Source organism: Geobacter sp. DSM 9736 (assembly GCF_900187405.1).
Lineage (GTDB): Bacteria > Desulfobacterota > Desulfuromonadia > Geobacterales > Geobacteraceae > DSM-9736.
In genome coordinates this window covers 2,790,753-2,808,947 of sequence record NZ_LT896716.1, presented here as the reverse complement: position 1 = coordinate 2,808,947, position 18,195 = coordinate 2,790,753, and the positions used below count along the sequence as shown (strand labels likewise).

General features: G+C 57.3%; 15 protein-coding genes. 10 read left to right on the top strand and 5 right to left on the bottom strand.

What is annotated here, in order from left to right; all coding sequences use genetic code 11:
* Positions 1–80 precede the first annotated feature (80 nt).
* From CFB04_RS12785 to CFB04_RS12750, 8 genes are all read left to right on the top strand, one after another.
* Positions 81–683 carry a GNA1162 family protein gene (locus CFB04_RS12785; RefSeq protein WP_088535629.1) on the top strand — a complete coding sequence of 201 codons (603 nt, stop codon included), beginning with the start codon at positions 81–83 and terminating at the stop codon, positions 681–683.
* On the top strand, positions 655–1,833 hold the full coding sequence (locus tag CFB04_RS12780; RefSeq protein WP_088535628.1) for a hypothetical protein: 1,179 nt from the start codon (positions 655–657) through the stop codon (positions 1,831–1,833). Before CFB04_RS12785 ends, CFB04_RS12780 begins: the two co-directional genes overlap by 29 nt.
* Complete coding sequence (locus tag CFB04_RS12775; RefSeq protein WP_088535627.1) at positions 1,823–3,535, top strand: peptidyl-prolyl cis-trans isomerase; 1,713 nt, start codon at positions 1,823–1,825, stop codon at positions 3,533–3,535. The genes CFB04_RS12780 and CFB04_RS12775 overlap by 11 nt, the downstream gene beginning before the upstream one ends.
* A 51-nt stretch (positions 3,536–3,586) precedes the next feature.
* Positions 3,587–5,551 (top strand): cytochrome c3 family protein, encoded by a 1,965-nt coding sequence (locus CFB04_RS12770; RefSeq protein WP_231934179.1) that lies wholly within the window; start codon positions 3,587–3,589, stop codon positions 5,549–5,551.
* A 16-nt stretch (positions 5,552–5,567) separates the two neighbouring features.
* Complete coding sequence (locus CFB04_RS12765; protein WP_088535626.1) at positions 5,568–6,851, top strand: cytochrome c3 family protein; 1,284 nt, start codon at positions 5,568–5,570, stop codon at positions 6,849–6,851.
* A gap of 4 nt (positions 6,852–6,855) precedes the next feature.
* Positions 6,856–7,752, top strand: coding sequence for an NHL repeat-containing protein (locus CFB04_RS12760; protein ID WP_088535625.1), 897 nt, complete (start codon positions 6,856–6,858; stop codon positions 7,750–7,752).
* Between the two features lie 43 nt (positions 7,753–7,795).
* Positions 7,796–8,098, top strand: a complete 303-nt coding sequence (locus tag CFB04_RS12755) for a hypothetical protein (protein WP_088535624.1) — start codon at positions 7,796–7,798, stop codon at positions 8,096–8,098.
* Positions 8,099–8,511: 413 nt separating this feature from the next.
* Positions 8,512–9,735 (top strand): cytochrome C, encoded by a 1,224-nt coding sequence (locus tag CFB04_RS12750; RefSeq protein ID WP_157698791.1) that lies wholly within the window; start codon positions 8,512–8,514, stop codon positions 9,733–9,735.
* Between the two features lie 57 nt (positions 9,736–9,792).
* Here CFB04_RS12750 and CFB04_RS12745 read toward each other — a convergent pair whose 3' ends face one another.
* Both CFB04_RS12745 and CFB04_RS12740 read right to left on the bottom strand, forming a co-directional pair.
* Positions 9,793–10,308, bottom strand: coding sequence for a hypothetical protein (locus CFB04_RS12745; RefSeq protein ID WP_088535622.1), 516 nt, complete (start codon positions 10,306–10,308; stop codon positions 9,793–9,795).
* Between the two features lie 284 nt (positions 10,309–10,592).
* Positions 10,593–11,264, bottom strand: coding sequence for a heavy metal response regulator transcription factor (locus CFB04_RS12740; protein ID WP_088535621.1), 672 nt, complete (start codon positions 11,262–11,264; stop codon positions 10,593–10,595).
* A 239-nt stretch (positions 11,265–11,503) separates the two neighbouring features.
* Between CFB04_RS12740 and CFB04_RS12735 the strand changes: the two genes are divergently transcribed.
* Positions 11,504–12,631, top strand: a complete 1,128-nt coding sequence (locus CFB04_RS12735; protein ID WP_088535620.1) for a glucose 1-dehydrogenase — start codon at positions 11,504–11,506, stop codon at positions 12,629–12,631.
* Positions 12,612–14,459 (top strand): glycoside hydrolase family 15 protein, encoded by a 1,848-nt coding sequence (locus CFB04_RS12730; protein WP_088535619.1) that lies wholly within the window; start codon positions 12,612–12,614, stop codon positions 14,457–14,459. Before CFB04_RS12735 ends, CFB04_RS12730 begins: the two co-directional genes overlap by 20 nt.
* A 21-nt stretch (positions 14,460–14,480) precedes the next feature.
* On the opposite strand, the gene CFB04_RS12725 is transcribed toward CFB04_RS12730, so the two are convergent.
* The 3 genes from CFB04_RS12725 to CFB04_RS12715 form a co-directional block, all read right to left on the bottom strand.
* Entirely contained in the window at positions 14,481–16,415 is a 1,935-nt protein-coding gene (locus CFB04_RS12725) for a DUF4105 domain-containing protein (protein WP_231934178.1), read from the bottom strand.
* Between the two features lie 80 nt (positions 16,416–16,495).
* Positions 16,496–16,966: a DUF3015 family protein gene (locus CFB04_RS12720; RefSeq protein WP_088535618.1), complete on the bottom strand. Its 471-nt coding sequence runs from the start codon at positions 16,964–16,966 to the stop codon at positions 16,496–16,498.
* A 192-nt stretch (positions 16,967–17,158) separates the two neighbouring features.
* Positions 17,159–18,195: cytochrome-c peroxidase (locus CFB04_RS12715; protein WP_088536827.1), on the bottom strand; the 1,037-nt coding region annotated here is incomplete at its 5' end.

The window sequence follows — 18,195 nt, the reverse complement described above, 5'->3', positions numbered from 1 at the left end:
ACATTGTGATGGGGCGCACTACCGTTTCATTGAAAGTGCGGTATCATATGCAACACACTCATTAGAAACGAGAGGAACCGATGTTCGAAGCAGGAAGACGATTCGCACGATCAGCGGGTGCGGCACTGAGGAGGGGAGGACTAATCCTCGTTCTGGCCGTCACGGCGGGATGTGCCGCATCGCCCGATACGTACCGTGACCCCAACATGGATTTCGGTTCGGTGCAGACCGTTGCGGTGATGCCTTTTGTGAACCTTTCCAAGGACCAGCTTGCCAACGAGAGAGTTCGTGATGTTTTCACCACGCTTCTTCTCGGAACGGGTGCGCTCTATGTCGTGCCGCAAGGCGAAGTGGCGCGGGGCATCACAGCCTCCAGCATTGCCTACGCGGCCACGCCCACGCCGGAAGAAGTCGTCAAGTTTGCGAAGATGACCAAGGTCGATGCGGTGATAACGGGGGTAATACGCGAATATGGCGAGGTGCGGTCGGGGACCGCATCGTCCGACGTGATTTCGGTCAGCATGCAGATGATCGAAGCACAGACAGGGAGGGTAGTCTGGACGGCATCGTGCACCAAGGGAGGAATAGGTTTCAGCGACCGCCTTCTGGGCGGGGGGGGGCGGCCACTGAACGACCTGACCGAGAAGTGTCTCAATGAGATTATCACTAAACTTTTCGAATAGGGCATTCAGCCTCACCCTGCTTTTATCGGTCATCTGTCTGGTTTCCGGATGTGCAGGAGCGAGGGGAAGCTCTTCTGAATTTCCGGGGACACTGCGGGTCGCGGTTCTTCCCGTGGAAAACCTCAGCGGCACTGCCGTACCGCTGCCGCAGATCCGGAGCGAATTGCTCGACAAGATGTCGCGAAGCGGCATTACGCTCTGCAACGAAGATTCTTTTTTGAAATTCCTCGCCTCGCAGCGGGTGCGCTATACGGGCGGGATCGACGAAGAGATGTCGCGGGCTTTGAAGGAGCAGTTGGGGGTCGATGCAGTCCTTGTGACGTCGCTGGAGCTGTACACCGAGGATGTTCCTCCCAAGATCGGCCTGCTGTCGCGGCTCGTGGCTACCGGGGAAAGCAACGAGATCCTCTGGATGAAAAGCGTTCCGATGACAGGTGACGAGGAGCCGGGCATTCTCAATCTCGGGTACATAATCGAACCCGCAAAACTCAGAGATAAAGCGCTGACTGCGCTGGTGCAATCGATGGCGGGGGGGCTGGCGGCAAAGAAGGAGCAACCGGGGGTATCCGGGCGATTCCTGCCGAAAGTAGCTTTCAATGCCATAGATGAATCCGGGAATCAAAAGCCGGTCATAGTGGTTCTTCCCTTCGTCAACCAGAGTATGCGGAAGAATGCCGGAGAGATACAGGTCCTCCATTTCGTGAAACAGCTTGTGGACACCGGGGCTTTCCGGGTAGTGGAGCCGGGGATCGTCAGGAACAAGATGCTCAGGATGAGGATCATCATGGAAGAGGGAGTCGCGCTCCCCCAGGTTGACCTGATCGCCCTCGACATGAAGGCGGACCTCATCCTGACCGGAAAAGTATTCGAGTATCAGGATTACATCGGCGGCGTGGGTAAGCCGAAGGTCGATTTTTCCGTCCAGCTTTTTGACGGGGCGGGGAAGAAGATCGTATGGGCTTCCAAGAGCTATAACGCAGGGGACGACGGTGTTTTCTTCTATGACTGGGGCAGGACTTACACAGCAGCAGCGCTGACGGAGAAGATGACGCAGGCCGTCGTGAACGGCATGCTTAAAGGTGAATGGAGACGGGACGGGTCGAAAGTATCCGAAAACCCGAACGAGAAAGCGGGGCACCATGAAAAGTAACGGATTGCTGGCAAAAGTGGTCGTATGCGTAGGTATTCTGTCGGGAGTCACGGCTTTTGCGGCCGAGACAGCGCCGGTGGGGGAAAGAAGTGCCGCGGAGACGGGTAAGGGTAATATAGCGGATATGCTCTTCGCGCCTGAGTTTGCAGCCTCTGCCGTTGCAAAAGTCAACGACGAGGTCATAACCGGCGCAGAGCTGAACGAGTCTCTCTCGATGCTCCACGAAGGAATGGCCAAGGGCGCAGGGAGCTCCATGAAGAAGCAGGATTTCTCCGAGGTCCTCAACCGGCTCATCAATTCCAGGGTGATCATCCAGGAAGCCAGGAACATGGGACTGGACCAGCTCCCGGAGATACAGGAGCTTATTGATAAGAATACCCGGAAGACCATCCGTGAAAAACTGATGGCGGAGCGGGTCAAGGACGTGAAGGCTGATGAAGCGGAAATTGAAAAGGAATACAAGGCGAGCATCATAGAGTGGAAGCTGAGGTCGCTAGTATTCAAGGATGAGGCCCAGGCGAAGAAAGCGGCGAAAGAGCTGAAGGCGGGCAAGGATTTCGGAGCCGTTTACGATAAGGCGGTAAACGGGAAGCATGCCGAGGGGACCAAGGACCCGACGTACGTCACCCGCGCCAGCTTCTCCCCCGGCATCCTGAAGGTGCTGCTCGGCATGAAGTCGGGTAAGGTTACCCCCGTGATTCCACTGGAGGCGGGTTACCTGATCTTCAAGATCGACGATGTCCGTTCCAAAGAGGACCCGCAGATGAAGGAGAAGGCACGGAGCCAGGTCCTCACGGAAGCACGGCTAAAGTCCCTCAAAGCCTATCGTGAGGAGTTGATTAAAAAGCACGTCAAGGAGGACAGGAAACTTCTGGACGGTCTTGATTTCGAGGCGAAGGAGCCGGGCTTCGAGATGCTTCTGAAGGATACCCGCACCATAGCGGAGATAGAGGGGATGAAAGCAGTGACGGTGAGTGATCTAGCCGCTGCCATCCAGGAGAAGTTCTTTCACGGAGTTGAATCCGCCGTCACTGAAAAGAAGGTGAACAAAGCGAAGCAGGAACTGCTGCTGAAGATCTATTCCGACAGGGTCCTTGAGAAAGAGGCACTCCAGCAGGGGCTGGACAAGAGCCCGGATGTTGTGAAGAAGGTGGCCGACTTCGAGGCTTCCGTTCTTTTCGGCGCCTTCGTGGAGAAGGTTGCCCGGCCGGAGGTCAGGTTGAATGCCGACGACGTGCAGGCCTATTACAAGGAGCACCTGGCGGAGTACACATATCCCGAGATGTTCAAGATCGACGCGATGGTTTTTTCATCGGCCAAGGATGCCGAAGCGGCCGTCGAGAAGCTGAGAAAAGGGATGGACTTCAAATGGTTCAAGTCCAATGCCGAAGGCCGTCTCCTGACCGCACCCAAGCTCAACTTCGATGGAAGCCTCATCGTCAAGACACAGTTGCCTGAAGGGGTCCAGAAGGCGCTGACGGGTGTCAAGGCGGGCGAATACCGGCGTTACGACGAAGAGCGCGAGTATTACGTGCTGAATATTCTAGATATGGTCCCGGCCAGGGAGCAGCCGCTGCAGGACGTGGAGGAAGACATCAAGAAGACGCTGTACTTCCAGAAATTGAACAAGATCGTCGAGGGGTGGGCGGCGAAACTGCGGGAAGCGTCGGACATCGAGATCTACGTCGACCTCAAGAACTAGGGAGGTTGTTGAAAGTGAACAACCTCAGTCTTCAACAGCTAGGAGAGATTCATGCGTATTCATAACTACCTGCAGAGGAGTGTCTGGTCACTGGCTGTGCTGATCGGCCTTCTTTTTGTGACGGGAACCGATGCCCATGCCGCGAAGAAATTCGCGCGCAAAGACTGCATGGACTGTCATACGAAGTTTGCGGACAAGTACTCCTCGATGAAGTACATCCATACCAGCGTGAAGGAGAAGAAATGCGAGGAGTGCCACCTGCGCCATGGTATCGTGGCCAAGCTTCTCCTCAAGAAGGAGGGGAACCAGGTCTGCTATACCTGCCATGCCAAAGAGAAGATCGGCCTGAACAAGGCAAACGTGCATGCTCCCCTCAAGGTCGGAAAATGTTCCACCTGCCACAATTCGCACGCCTCGCAATACCCTCACCTCCTGAAAGCAGAGGGGAGCGCAGTCTGTTACCAGTGCCACAAGAAAGAGGACTACGAAAAGAAAAATGTCCATCAGGTCCTGCTGAAGGAGGGATGCGGAGCGTGCCATGCTTCCCACAGCTCCGATGAAAAAAGGCTCCTGAAGAAGGCCGAGCCCGCGCTTTGCCTGGGCTGTCACGACAGCTCCAAAGCCTCCTTCAAAAAGGCCCACGGGAACTACCCTGTCGAAGGCCAGCGCTGTACCGGATGCCACAATCCACATTCCTCGGTCCAGGGAAAGCTTCTGAAGCAGAGCGTCCACAACCCTGTTGCCACTGCTGGGTGCGATGGATGCCACAACGCTCCTACCGATGCCAAGCCTTTCGGCGTCACGCAGAAGGGGGGGGAGCTCTGCGCCAACTGCCATGACGCCAAGACCATGAAAGGGAACGGCACTGTGGAGCATTCTCCGTTCAAGGCGGCTGAATGTCTCTCCTGCCACAATCCTCATGCGTCGGAGCATGTGAAACTGCAGCTGGAGGAAGGAAACCAGCTCTGTTTCAGCTGCCATCAGGACAAGTCGGGGAAGATGGTCGCAGGACACGGTGCTGTCACCACCGGTAAAGGCTGCCTTTCCTGCCACAAACCCCATGCGGCTCCCTTTAAACGTCTCCTTGTCGCGGAAGGCGCCGATCTCTGCTACCCATGCCATGCGAAGACGAAGGAGGGTGAGAAGAGCAAGAACGTGCATTTCCCCTTCGGTTCCGGGCAATGCGGCAACTGCCACAATCCGCACGGATCGAACTTCAGCGGGATGTTGAAGGACCGCATGGACACCGTATGCTACAGTTGCCACTCCGATGCGGAAACCAAGTTCAAGAAGACCTACACGCACCAGCCGGTGATGACCGCCGACTGTGCCTCATGCCACAAGGCCCATGGCTCCGATATGGGAAAACTGCTCAAGGCGAAGGTGCCCGAGCTGTGCACTCCCTGCCATGCAGACCTCATGAAGGAAGAGAAGCCGGGGACGAACCACAAGCCCTTTATGGATGGGGACTGCCTTACCTGCCACGCTTCCCACGGGAGCAGCGTCAAGGGGATGCTTGAATCGCCTCAGGATGTCCTGTGTGCAACCTGCCATACCGACGTACAGAAAGGGATGAAGGAGGCAAAAAGCAGCCATGGGCCCTTCACCGGCGGGGAATGCACCAAGTGCCACAACCCGCATAAGGCGAAGCTGAACAAACTGCTCTTTGCCCAGAGTCCGGACCTCTGCTTCACCTGCCATAAGAACGTGAACGAGAAGGTTACCAAGGAGAAGCCTCATTCACCGGCACAGCAGGATTGCCAGACGTGCCACAAGCCCCATTTTTCGGCTGAGCCCTCTCTGGCGGCGCAGCCGCTTTCGGGGCTGTGCGAGCAGTGCCACGACTACGGGAAACCTTCTTTCGGCAAAGCACATCTCGACATCTCACCGGCCGAGCTTCGCTGTATGAACTGCCACGACCCGCATGCCTCCAACGACCCGAAGTTCTTCAAGAGCAAGGTGCATGCGCCGTTCGCCGGACGGTCGTGTGATGAATGCCATATCGTGGCAAAGTAAACAGGGAGCCATCACCATGAAGATACGTAAGAGAGCAGTGATGTTAATATTGGCCGCAGCCGGGATGTTCCTGGTACAGCCGGTCCACGCCAGGGACAACGACCTTGTGTACAAACTGAAGCCCGGATCGAAGGGGAAGCTGTGCCTCGGATGCCACCCGACGTTCCAGGACACCATGGCCCGGCCTTTCGTCCATACACCCCTTAAAAACGGGGAGTGCAACGGCTGCCATAACCCCCACACCTCCAATCACGGCAAGATGCTCGCAGCAGATGTGAAGCTGGTATGTCTTACCTGCCACGACACCGTCATTCCTGCAAAGGCGGCCAGCACCCACAAGGTGGTAGCGGATGGGGAGTGCATGAAGTGCCATGACCCCCATGCAGCCGCCAATAAATTCAATCTTCTCGGCGCAGGGAATCAGCTCTGCTTCGCCTGCCACAAGGAGATGGGGGAAGCGGCTGGAAAGATGAAGTTCAAGCATAGCCCCGTGGCGAAGAGCTGTCTTACCTGTCATGATCCGCATGCTTCGGGAAAGTTCCCGTATCTTCTCAAGAACGACATCAACGGGCTCTGTATCGGGTGCCATAAGACCGACAAGCCCCTCTTCGTGAAGAAGCACATGAATTATCCCGTAGCTTCGGCCCGCTGCACCGGCTGTCATGACCCTCACGGCTCCAACATGCCGGGAATCCTCTACAACAACGTGCACAAGCCGATTGCGAACAAGATGTGCAACCAGTGTCATGAGGAAGCGACCTCCGCCAACCCGCTGAAGACCAAGAAGAGCGGGTCCGAGCTGTGCAGGGGCTGCCATAACGACATGGTCAATGTCACCTTCGGTAAAAACCGGGTCCATGCGCCCCTGATCGGGAAGGAGGGGTGCCTCTCCTGTCACAACCCCCATGCCGGAAAGCAGAAGGGGATACTCAAGGATTCCATGCAGAACCTTTGCGGCAGCTGCCACCAGGACACCATGAAGCGGCAGGGGAAACTGATGTCGAAGCATGAACCGGTAGCGGGCGGCAGGTGCACGGACTGCCACAATCCTCATGCGTCCGATAACGTTTTCCTGACGGTGAAACCTGCCGACTTCGATATGTGCAGCGCGTCGTGCCACGACTGGGGCAAGCACTCGACGCACCCCATCGGCGAGAAGTTCAAGGACCCGAGGAACAAGAGCACTTCCCTGAGCTGCCTCAGCTGCCACAAGTCCCATGGCACCGAATACAAGAAGATGCTCACCGCTCCGACTACGACGGAACTTTGCACGCAATGCCATGACAACTTCAAGAGGTGACAAAATGACACGGAAACAACTCCTTTGCCTGGCTATAGCGGGAATTGCCGCCGTATCCTGTCCCGTTGCGGCAAAAGCGGCCGAGAATCTGAAGCTGAAGCCGGCGGCGAGCGAGTTCCTCGACGACAAGGGGCGCTACCTGAAGTTCCCTGAAGGGGTCGCCTGCTCCAAAGGGGGGATCGTAGTAGCCGACACCGGCAATGGCCGACTTGTCCGCTATTCAGTACAGAACGATAGCCTGAAGCCGGGAGCCGAGCTTAAGGTTTCCCAACTCCCCTATCCCACACGGGTGCACCTGAGCAGCAAGGGGGAGATACTTGTGCTGGACGGAAAGCAGCGCCGGGTGGGACGGATCAGCCCGGATGGTGCTTTCGCAGGGTATGTCGATGCGGGGGCTAACGCAGCTCCCAAGAGCTTCGCCATCGATGGAAACGATGCGATCTATATCCTGGACGTCCGCCAGGAGCGGGTAACCGTCCTGGATCCGGCTGGGAAGAAGACAGGGGAAATTCCTTTTCCTGGAGGTTACGGCTTTCTGTCCGATATAGCCGTTGATTCCAAAGGAAACATCCTGCTGCTCGACAGCACCAAATCGGTGCTTTATGTCGCAGGACGCGAGGCGAAGGAATTCAAGCCTCTCGGCGGATCCCTGAGGGAGTACCTCGATTTTGCTGCGGCGATCACCACCGACAACCAGGGGCGTATCTACGTTACCGACCAGAATGGCAGCGCCATCATCATCCTCGGGCAGGATGGTTCCTTCCAAGGGCGCCAGCTCGCCATGGGAAGGAAGTCCGGCCTCGTACACTACCCTTCCCAGGCATGCATCGGCGACAATGGGGACTTCTTTCTGACGGACCGCGACAACAGCCGTGTCCAGATGTTCAAGATGATACGATAGCCGCCGGACATCAGGTACGGCGGTTGAACGGCACAGTTACATCATGAAAGAGAAATTTCTAGACGACGCATACTTCAATCGGCTCAACGCAGCTGCACGCGCGGCAAAAAACCGGCGGAAGGTGGTCATCCTGGTGATGGCCACCTTCCTGGGTGCCGGGATATGCAGCGGCGGAGCATTCCTGCCTGACGACGGCACGGGCAACTGTGGCGGGTGCCACTCCAGGGCTACCTTTGCACCAGTTGAAACAGAATCAGGCAGCTACCCCCGCAAAGCGCCTGCAAACATCAACGGCTCCTCCGGATGCGATTCCATCGGGGGCTCGAATTCCCGCAGCTCCCGGTAACCTGGCAGCTACGTCTCTCCACCAGAAAGCCTTCGCAGTGTAAAGTGCCGTCCTCCCGGCCACCACAAGTGCACTATAATATTTGCATCCTCTCCCCTGTTTTTCCGGCGATAAACATTTTCCTCCCTGCAAGTCATTCTACCTGTAAAACAAGCCGCTCCCATTTAACCCTTGAAGATTAGAGTCTTCTGCTGTAAATGTCATTCAATTGTAATGAACATGTGCCGATCATGAAGCTGTAGCGATTCATTTTTATTACAGTGCTGCGCAGCCGTTGATCATGCGATCAGCTGTTTCCAATGATCTAACCTAAAAATATCAAGGTCTTGTCGCGCATTGGCGCTGGTTTCACATTTGCTATGAAGATTGTTGTCGCTCGGGGGGTGCTTATGGGTTGGATTGAGCAGGGACACGTGTCTAATGGGGTGCGGACAGCCGGGGCGGTGGTCTTTCTGATAGTTACGGCCATGGTTTCCGCAGGTCATGGCGCGGCTCTGTTTCACACGGGCACGGGCAGTTGCGATGGTTGCCACGGCAGGCAGACCGGTGCCGGCCAGGCTGCCACGGGAAGTATGTTGATTGGTTCCGATGCAGGATCAACATGCCTCCTGTGCCACGAGGGACCGGCTGCGGGACCGGGTGAGCAGTACCATGTCTCTACACCCCCCGCGGTCATGGGGCCGGGAATTCCGCCCAGGCAGCTGACGCCGGGTGGAGATTTCGGCTGGCTGAAAAAGAGCTACTGGTGGACCGACAGGGAGAATGGAGCGTCTGGTGGCGAGGAGGCGAGCCCCGGAGAACGCCACGGCCATAATATCGTCGCCCGGGACTTCGGCTATGTCGGCGACAGGACACATCTCCATGCTCCGGGCGGTATATTCCCCGTCGATGCCCTCTCCTGCGTAAGTTGCCACAATCCCCACGGTGCGAGTCGGGCTGTGGAGGGCTTCACGTCCGTACGGCAGCCGTCGGGCTCGTATCGTATGCTGGGGGGCGCAGGGTACCGGCCTAAAAACGATCCGTCTATCCCTGCATTCACTGCCGATGCTCCTGCTGCGATCGCACCTCGGGTGTACAACCGAAGCGAGGCGGCGGGGGACACGAGGGTCGCCTACGGCCGAGGCATGTCCGAGTGGTGTCGCAATTGCCACACGTCCGTACATTCAGGCGCAGGATTCGGCCATCCTGCGGGAGCGGAGGCCGTACTCGGGGGACGCATAGCCGCCAACTACAACTCGTACGTCGCGTCCGGGGACCTTAGCGGATCGTGGAGTTCTTCCTACTCGTCACTGGTCCCCTATGAGATGGTAACGGATGAACATGCCGTTATGGAGGGTGCTGCGCATGCTTCCGGGGCGGCCTCCTCCGGCCCCGACCCCGGCACGACGGCTAACGTCATGTGCCTCACCTGTCACCGGGCTCACGCCTCGGGGTGGGACAGCATGACGAGGTGGAATACTGGCGCGACTTTCATCGTCGCGAACGGCAGGTACCCGGGTACCGACGATCCGGAGTCTTCCCGGTTTGCGCAGGGGCGGACCACCCTGGAGACAAGGGCGGGTTACTATGACAGGCGTCCCGGTGCCTTCGCCCCGTTCCAGAGGAGCCTCTGCAACAAGTGCCATCCCAGGGACTGATAAGGGCGTGCTGGAGGTGAAAGCGAGGCAGAAATTTCAGCCGCAGTCATTCTGCTCCTACGCGACGAGGTAGCAGCCGACAAAGAAGCCGACGAATGCGATGAGACCCAGGGTCAGGCCGTCCCGGGGGCGCTGGGTGACGCAGGTGACGGTGCTCGGTTCATCCTCTTTGAAGGAAATCACCACAGGCTCGGAATTGCAGGAGAGGTTGAACGAGATATTACCATCGTCGTCGATGAGGAAACTTTCTACCGCAGATTTTTCACTGCTTCCTTTTTTGTCGGCGGTGATGAAGTAGCCTGCCTTGAAACCACCCTTCGCATCGGTGACTACTGCCTTCATCCCCGCTCTGTCTATCAGGTAGATCTGGCCATGGCCGCATGTCAGGGAGTCTGGATGGAACTCCTCGAATTCAGGAGGAGAATCCTTTATTTCAAGACGCTCCATCGGATCACCGCGCCGGCTGCAGCGGGTAAGAGAGTACCCGGCACATTCGTTTTTGCTGCTGAGCAGAACGAGCATTGTTCCGTCTGCTTCGAAAGCCAGGTCTGATGAGAATTCCTTGGCAAACATACTATCTTCTCCTTTCGATCCTTCCCTTACAGGAGCATGGAGAATGCCAAGACCTGCTCTTAATGCGTGATTGGCTGCAATAAAGTCGAAGAGGCGCGTCTCGTCATCTTTCGGAGATGCAGCGTGAGCAGATACAACGGGTTCATGATCATCTTCAGGGGGCAGTGGGTGTTAAAAGGCAGGGTTACTTCGCAAAAAAGGTGAGCCGGCATCTCGGAAACATTACGGGAACATTGCGATACGGTAATGATCGGAGAAAAGAAGAAGTCACATCTCTGCAGGAGTTACCGCTCCTCCAGGACGTATCCGACACCTCTTACCGTATGGATCAGCTTTCTGGGGAACGGATCATCGACCTTCGACCGCAGGCGCCTCATGTGCACATCGACCACGTTGGTATCGCTGTCCAGGTCCACATCCCAAATCCGCTCGGCAATCCTCATGCGGGTCAGCACCTCTCCCGACCGGCGTGCGAGCAGGGAGAGGAGGGAAAATTCCTTGGGGGTGAGATCGAGGCGCTTCCCTTCTCTGGTGGCCCGGTGTGCCGTGACATCCATTTCCAGGTCCCCTACACGGATTATTTCTGAACTCTTGATGGGCCCGCGCCGGAGAATTGTTCTCATTCGAGTGACCAGCTCGGAAAAAGCGAACGGCTTGATGACGTAATCATCTGCCCCCAGCTCAAGCCCCTTTATACGGTCCTGGACGGCATCCCGTGCTGTGAGGAACAGAACAGGGGTGTCGTTTCTGGCGTCACGCAAGCGTTCCATGACCTTGTAACCATCCATTCCAGGAAGCATGATGTCGAGGATGATCAGGTCGTACTCTTTGTTGAGGGCCATCTGCAGCCCCTCATTCCCCAGCGTCGCCGTATCGACGGTGTACCCGTACTCCTTCAAACCTTTGCGGAGGAAGTTCAGGATCCGTTCTTCATCTTCAACGACTAGTACTCGCATTTTTTTGTCCTTCCCGATATTCAGTTTACTGCATATCTCTCATCAATACAATCGCTCGCAAGGATCGACGGGCTCTCTTTCCCTGAGCCGATCCTCTGCTACACTTTTTTCCATGTGCACCATCCGTTGATTGCATGGCGGCGAGTCATTGCCGTCAGCGGGACCGGGACCATCGGCAGTGCGGTGACAGTGACGCCGCAACAGACCGGGCCGCTGGCGTAACATGCGGAGGCGAGAATATGAAAGCGGTCGCCGTTTTTCCCGGAAGGAAAAATTCCGTTCACCTGCGGGATGTCGAACGGCCCTCCCTCTCCTCGAACCGGCAGGTGCTGGTGAAGGTTCTCCAGGTAGGCCTCGACGGGACCGACCGTGAGATCATTTCCGCTCTCTATGGGAACCCTCCTCCCGGTGACGATTACCTGATATTCGGGCATGAGTCGCTGGGAGTCGTCGAGGCGGTTGCATCCGATGTCGACGAGTTTGCCCCGGGAGATTATGTGGTGGCAACGGTGCGGCGGCCGGGAGGATCGGTCTACGACGCACTGGGCATGTACGACATGACGACGGACGACGACTACCGGGAACGCGGGATCAACCTCCTCCATGGTTACCTGGTGGAATACTACGTCGAGGCCCCGGAGTTCCTCGTAAAGGTGCCTTCCGGGCTGAAGCATGTCGGGGTGCTGCTTGAGCCGGCGGGCGTGATTGAAAAAGGGGTCGGGCAGGCGTACGAAATCCAGCGCCGGATGCGGGTGTGGCGTCCCGCGAGAGCTGCCGTCCTCGGTGCCGGGTCCATCGGGCTGCTGGCGACCATGGCGCTCCGGCTCCGTGGCCTGCAGGTCTGCACATTCGGCCTTCAAAGGCCCCCCTACTACAACTCCGACCTCATCCATGCCTTGGGCGGACGCTATTTCAGCACCGAAGATGTTTCTCTGGAGGAGGCTTCGCGAGAGCATGGCCCGTTCGACATCATTTTCGAGGCGACCGGATATTCTCCCGTAGCTTTCGAGGCCATGAACATCCTCGGCAAGAACGGCGTCCTGATTCTCGCAAGTCTGACCGCAGGAGGACGAACCGTTACTGTTCCCGCGGACAGGATCAATCGTGGAATCGTGCTGGGGAACAAGGTGGTCGTGGGAACGGTGAACGCGGGCAGGGGAGATTTCGAGGCCGGGGTGAAGGACCTGGCCCAGTGCGAGTTGCAGTGGCCTGGTTGGCTTTCCCGGCTCCTGACCCACCGGATAGAAGGGTTGGAAAAGTTCGAGAGAATTACGCAGCTGTTCGCGGCGGGTGAGGCAGTCAAGCTCGTGGTGGAAGTCTCGAAAATGACCGGACAGGATGGAGGCCATGGCATATCTTCCAATTGAAGATTACGGCATAGTCGGCGACATGCACACGGTCGCCCTGGTGGGTAAGAACGGGTCCATCGACTGGTTCTGCTTTCCCTTTTTCGATTCCCCGAGCGTTTTCGGCGCCATTCTCGATGACAGGAAGGGTGGGCGGTTCAGAATATACCCTTCCTGTGAGTGCCTCACCGAAAAGCAGCTCTACTGGCCTGAGACCAACGTCCTCATCACACGCTTCCTCTCTGCCGACGGTGTCGCCGAAATATACGACTTCATGCTTCCCTCACAGACTCCCGGGGCCCGGAAGTATGGCCGGAAGCTCGTCAGGCGGGTCCAGGGGGTTCTGGGGGAAGTTCCTCTCTTTGCGGAATGCCTTCCCGCCTTCAATTACGCCCGTGACATGCATCAGGTAACCATCACTCCCGGGGGTGCGTCGTTCAGTGCTCCCGGTACGCATATGGGACTTGCCGCGGCCGTTCCGCTTGCAGCTTTCGGGACAGGGGTTGCCGCCGACTTCACGATCAGGGAGGGGGAGTCAGCCACTTTCCTGTTCGGGGAAACCGAGCCGGGATCGGGTGCGGGGGCTTTCCCGTCGGAGGAGGAGTCGGGCGCCATTCTTTCGGAGGTGGTTAACTATTGGCTACGATGGATCTCCAAATGCACCTATTCCGGACGGTGGAGCCACATGGTGCATCGTTCCGCTCTTGCCCTGAAACTTCTGACCTTCGAGCCCACCGGAGCCATAGTCGCCGCCCCGACCTGCTCGCTGCCTGAGATGCTCGGAGGCGTTCGCAACTGGGATTACCGGTACACATGGATCAGGGATGCAGCCTTCACCTTTTACGGACTGATGCGAATCGGACTGACGGAAGAGGCGGAAAGGTTCATGGAGTGGCTCGAACATCGCTGCCACGAGATCGAGCCGGACGGGTCTCTCCAGATAGTTTACGGGATTGACGGCCGTCACGACCTTACTGAAGTTACCCTAGATCACCTGGAGGGGTACCGGGGTGCTGGGCCGGTACGGGTAGGAAACGGCGCATACCGGCAGCTACAGCTGGACATATACGGCGAGCTGATGGATTCGGTTTATATCTTCAACAAGCACGGGACGCCGATCTCCTACGAGTTATGGGGACATCTGAGGGTCCTCCTGGACTGGGTGTGCGAAAACTGGCATCGGGAGGACGAGGGGCTATGGGAGGTTCGCTCCGGGAGGCAGCATTTCGTCTACTCCAAGCTCATGTGCTGGGTGGCGCTGGACCGGGGGTTGCGTCTTGCGGAGAAGCGGTCATTTCCCGCCCCCCAGCGCGGGAGATGGCTGGAAATACGCGACCGTATCTACGAAGACATCATGAGCCGCGGGTGGAATCAGGAGCGGCAGGCATTCGTCCAGTACTATGGCAGCGACCACCTGGATTCCTCCAACCTGATCATGCCGCTGGTCTTTTTCATGTCTCCCACGGACCCCCGGATGATCAGAACCATCGAGGCTGTCATGAAAAGCCCGCGCAACGGAGGCCTTCTAGCCAACAATCTGGTTTACCGGTATGATCCGGAGAAGTCGTTCGACGGCCTGACGGGGGAGGAAGGGACCTTCAACATGTGCACCTTCTGGCTCGTGGAGGCCCTGATTCGGGGGAGACAGGCTAACCCGCAGTGGGTAAACAAGGCTCGGCTCATATTCGAGCAGATGTTGGGATATGCCAATCACCTGGGGCTTTATGCCGAAGAAACGGGGCACCGGGGGGAGGCGTTGGGAAACTTCCCCCAGGCTTTTACCCACCTCGCCCTGATAAGCGCCGCCTTCAATCTCAACAGAATGCTCGGGGACCGGCATGCTTCCTGAGAAGGGGCTTCATGCACGGTATCAGAAGTAGTGGTTCCATAGCATTCCCGCCTCGAAAATGGAGTGGTTGTTGACTATTTCCTGTCCCAGCAGGATGTTCAGGCTGTCGTTTCGGCCGAAGCTCAGGCTCTGGGCCAGGGAGAGTTTCAGCGACCAGCGGTCATCCCCGACCTTGTAGATGAAACCTCGTGCGGAAAGATGCGCTTTCCACCATTCCGTCAGCTGTTCCAGCCCCCCTATACCGATACCCGGTCCGGCAGTGATCCCTCCGCGAATGCCCTCACCCGCATTCACATCGACTTCAGCCATCGCGTACCAGATCCCGTTCCAGGGGGACGAGTAGGAATAGCCGCCGCCGGTATTGAGCCGGTATATGAGACGGTCCCTCCCTTCCCGGAGCGGTTCGGTATCCAGTCCGGTGTTGACCTTCCAGGAGAGGGGGCGAAAAAAAATGTTCCGGGGGGAGAGGCTGAGGATGTCGAGGATATGCAGTCGCTTCAGCTCAAACTTTTCGTCGGAGAAATAGTACCTGACGGCGGTGTCGAGAAACTTGATCTGTGCGCCTTTCAGATATCCCCGGTCCGGATCGAGGAGCCCGTGGAACTCCGGCTGCACTTCCACCTCCCCGAACGGCCTCCCCCTCCGCACACCCCCGCCGACTGCCAGCCTTGAGGTTTCGTGCCCCTCTTCGGGTCTGGAGGGCTCCTCCACATTGTAAAGCCCTTCGGGTAGCTTCCCCAGGCTGCTCCTTTCCTCCAGAAGCTTCAGGTAGTGCTTCGTGTACTCCTCCTTTTCCAGTTCCTTCCGCGCAAACTTCATCTGCACATATTCCGCTGCCAGGTCGAGAATAGCCATTCTCTCACGATCAGGAAGATCCATATTATGGATGATTTCCATGCTCTGGCCCGGCCTGGAGAGATCGAATGCGGCCTGCTGTTTCTCCGGCCCGAGCAGGGAGAGCATACGCCGGATCCTGGACCCTTGTGAAGGACGGTAGCGTGCTTCTTCCAACAACCCGCTTTCGCGGAGAATGCGGATCGTATCGGTCGGCAGGACGAGTATCCCTGTCCGGTCCGTCAGGTGCAGGTCCGGCCTTGCCGCTTCGATGAGGTAAAGGAGATTGAAAGAACAGTTTTCATCGAGGAAGTAGTAGGGGGAATGGATGTTCTGCAGCTCCCAGAGGTGATTGAGCATCTTCCGAACCTCTTCAGGGGAGAGTTTGAGACGGTATTCCCACATATCCCGGTGTTCCAGGTCGCTGTATTCCTTGACCTTGAGGTAGTAGGGAAGGAGCGAATAGTACCCCTTGTATCTCCCGAAGAGCCCTCTGTATGCGTAAATGAAACCGTTGGTGTCGGTTGTGGCGGCGGCGTAGTTGGCGGCGAAGGAGACGAGGCTGCTTTTACCTTCGCCATCAAAGCGCAGCAGCGTGTGGCCGAACATCGAAGCGGGGCTGTTGATGTGGCCGACCGGGAATACCATCACGGCGGAGTTGCCCTCCACGTCGGACAGTATCTTGTCCCTTTCCGAGCAGGAAAACAGGGGTAACTGCGATGTGTCGATGCCGAGCCGGGCAATCAGCCAATCGAAGCGTGCCGGGAATCTGCATGACGCGTGCATGCCCTCTTCGGGACTTGGGGTGAAGAAAGCTCTCAACGTCCTCCGCAGTTCCGCCTCAGGATCGGTTCTGCCTGTGGGAGAAAGGAAGAATTTCGGGTCGTCTATCCTGCTGACGTAGCCGCCTGACCAGGTCTTCCTGTAATGCAGGAGCACCGTCCATTCCCTCTCCTCATGCAGTTTGAGCTGCCCGGCCTTCTGTTCGAGATGTTCCAGGAGTGCGTCCTGCTGCGGCCAGGCAGGTTGGGGAAACATTGCCGTAAGCAGCAGGATGAATAGGAGGCGGATTGTCCCGAATGCCAGGGGGAGCTTGTTCGAATGGCGAAATACTTTCATCATCGATTTTCTGGTGACGGGAGGTGCCGGCAAGGAAGGAAAGGCGGAAGGAAAATCTGCGCCCCCTTCCGCCCCTGTTCGCGTCAGTTACGGGATATGGTAACGGCGTTGTCGATTACATCTGCCAGTACCACCTGTTCGGAAGTGAAAACCTTCCCGAAATTTGACTGGAGCTTCGCCTTGAAAGCCTCAGCTTCCCCGGGAGCGACCCCAAGCAGTTCAGCGAAGGCATCCAGCGTCTCCCCTCTGCCCATCGCCACATCCTTCGCAAGATTGTCCATGTTCGCCTGGACGAAGTGCATCAGCTTCTCGTTCCGGACGAACTTCGACGGTTGATCGCAGTTGAGGGTGCCCGACGAAATGCCGAAGGTCTGGCTGCCTGAGCTGCCGTTGGTTGTCGCCTGGAAAGCCTGAAACAGGGACGAATTATCAGCCTTGTTTTCCCAGAGCAACGTGCCGAACCCGCAACCGGTGTTCTTGGCCGCTTCCCCGGCCGCGAACGCCGCTCCCGACATAGCCAGGCTCAGTGCTATTCCGATTGCAATCCTCTTCATGACATACCTCCTCTCTGTTGTTGGTGCCGTAGCATCAATGAACACTGCCGCCAACGGCAGGAAACCGGCGATACGGGCTTTGTGTTAATTATAATTCTCCCGTAAAAACTTCGTTTTGCAAGGGGTGAACGATCGAGTTGAGCGCGGGGGAGAGGTGAAAAAGGGGACCCGCAGGGGCCCCCTTTGTTACTGTCATTCGTCGGAGAGTGTCTTCAGGAAGCGCAGCAGGGCCATTCCCTCCTGCTGGGTCAGCTGCAGGTTCCCGAGGTCCTGTGTGTTGACGTTCTGAGGCACCTCGGGAGGATCGACACAGGGCATTCCCATGCTGGTGCTGATGCTGCAGTCCTGATCGACGTCACGCACGTTGTAGAAGTGGATGATATGCATCAGGCTCTTGAAGTATCCGTTATGTGCATAGGCTTTGACAAAACCCTCCTCCGGCCGCTTGTCCACGTTTCTGAGTGATGGCGTTCGATGCTTTCCGAGACTTTCTTCCGCCTTGTCCGCATACTGGGGCACTTTTGCGAGGAAACCCGCAAGACCCGGATCCACCCACGCATCGCCGTCGGGATTCCATTTCCTGGGCATGTCGTAGAAGGGGTTCTGCGGGTTCTTGGGGATTCCAAGGTTGTGGTATCTGAAGTCGGTGAAAAGTGGATAGGGGCTGCCATGCATCGGTTGCAGCAGGTGGCACCTGGAGCAGTTCCCTTTGCTGTTGAATACCGCAAGCCCCATCAGTTCCATGTCGTCCAGGCCAAGGTTCCTGAACCTGTTTTTGTTCATCATGTTGATCATCGTCACAGGCGGGCGCACCGATTTAGCAGCGTCCCAGAACCGGTCGAACTTGGAGCTGAAGGGGTTGACCTCGGTGGACCTCTCGTAAGCTGCAATCGACTCCGCTATGCGCCTGTATACCCCTTTCGGGTCTTTGGCGCAGTTGAGCGAACCGTTACCCCAGACTCCGATGAAGAGGCCTGCGTACTCAGATCCCTGAACTTTATTGCATACGAGACGCTCGTTCGGGTTGTTCATTTCCAGGGGGTTGAGGAATGGGCCCATCGCCTGTTCCGCCAAGGGGTCGCCCAGTGTCCATCCGGTGGCCCTTCCATCCCAGAAAAGGCCGCCGACGAACCCGGGAACCATTCCACCCATGCCGCCGTGCCAGGCAAGGACGGGGTTGTAGCCGGCGTAGGCAGACGCGGGGGGTTTCCTGTTTCCGAACCGTGTAG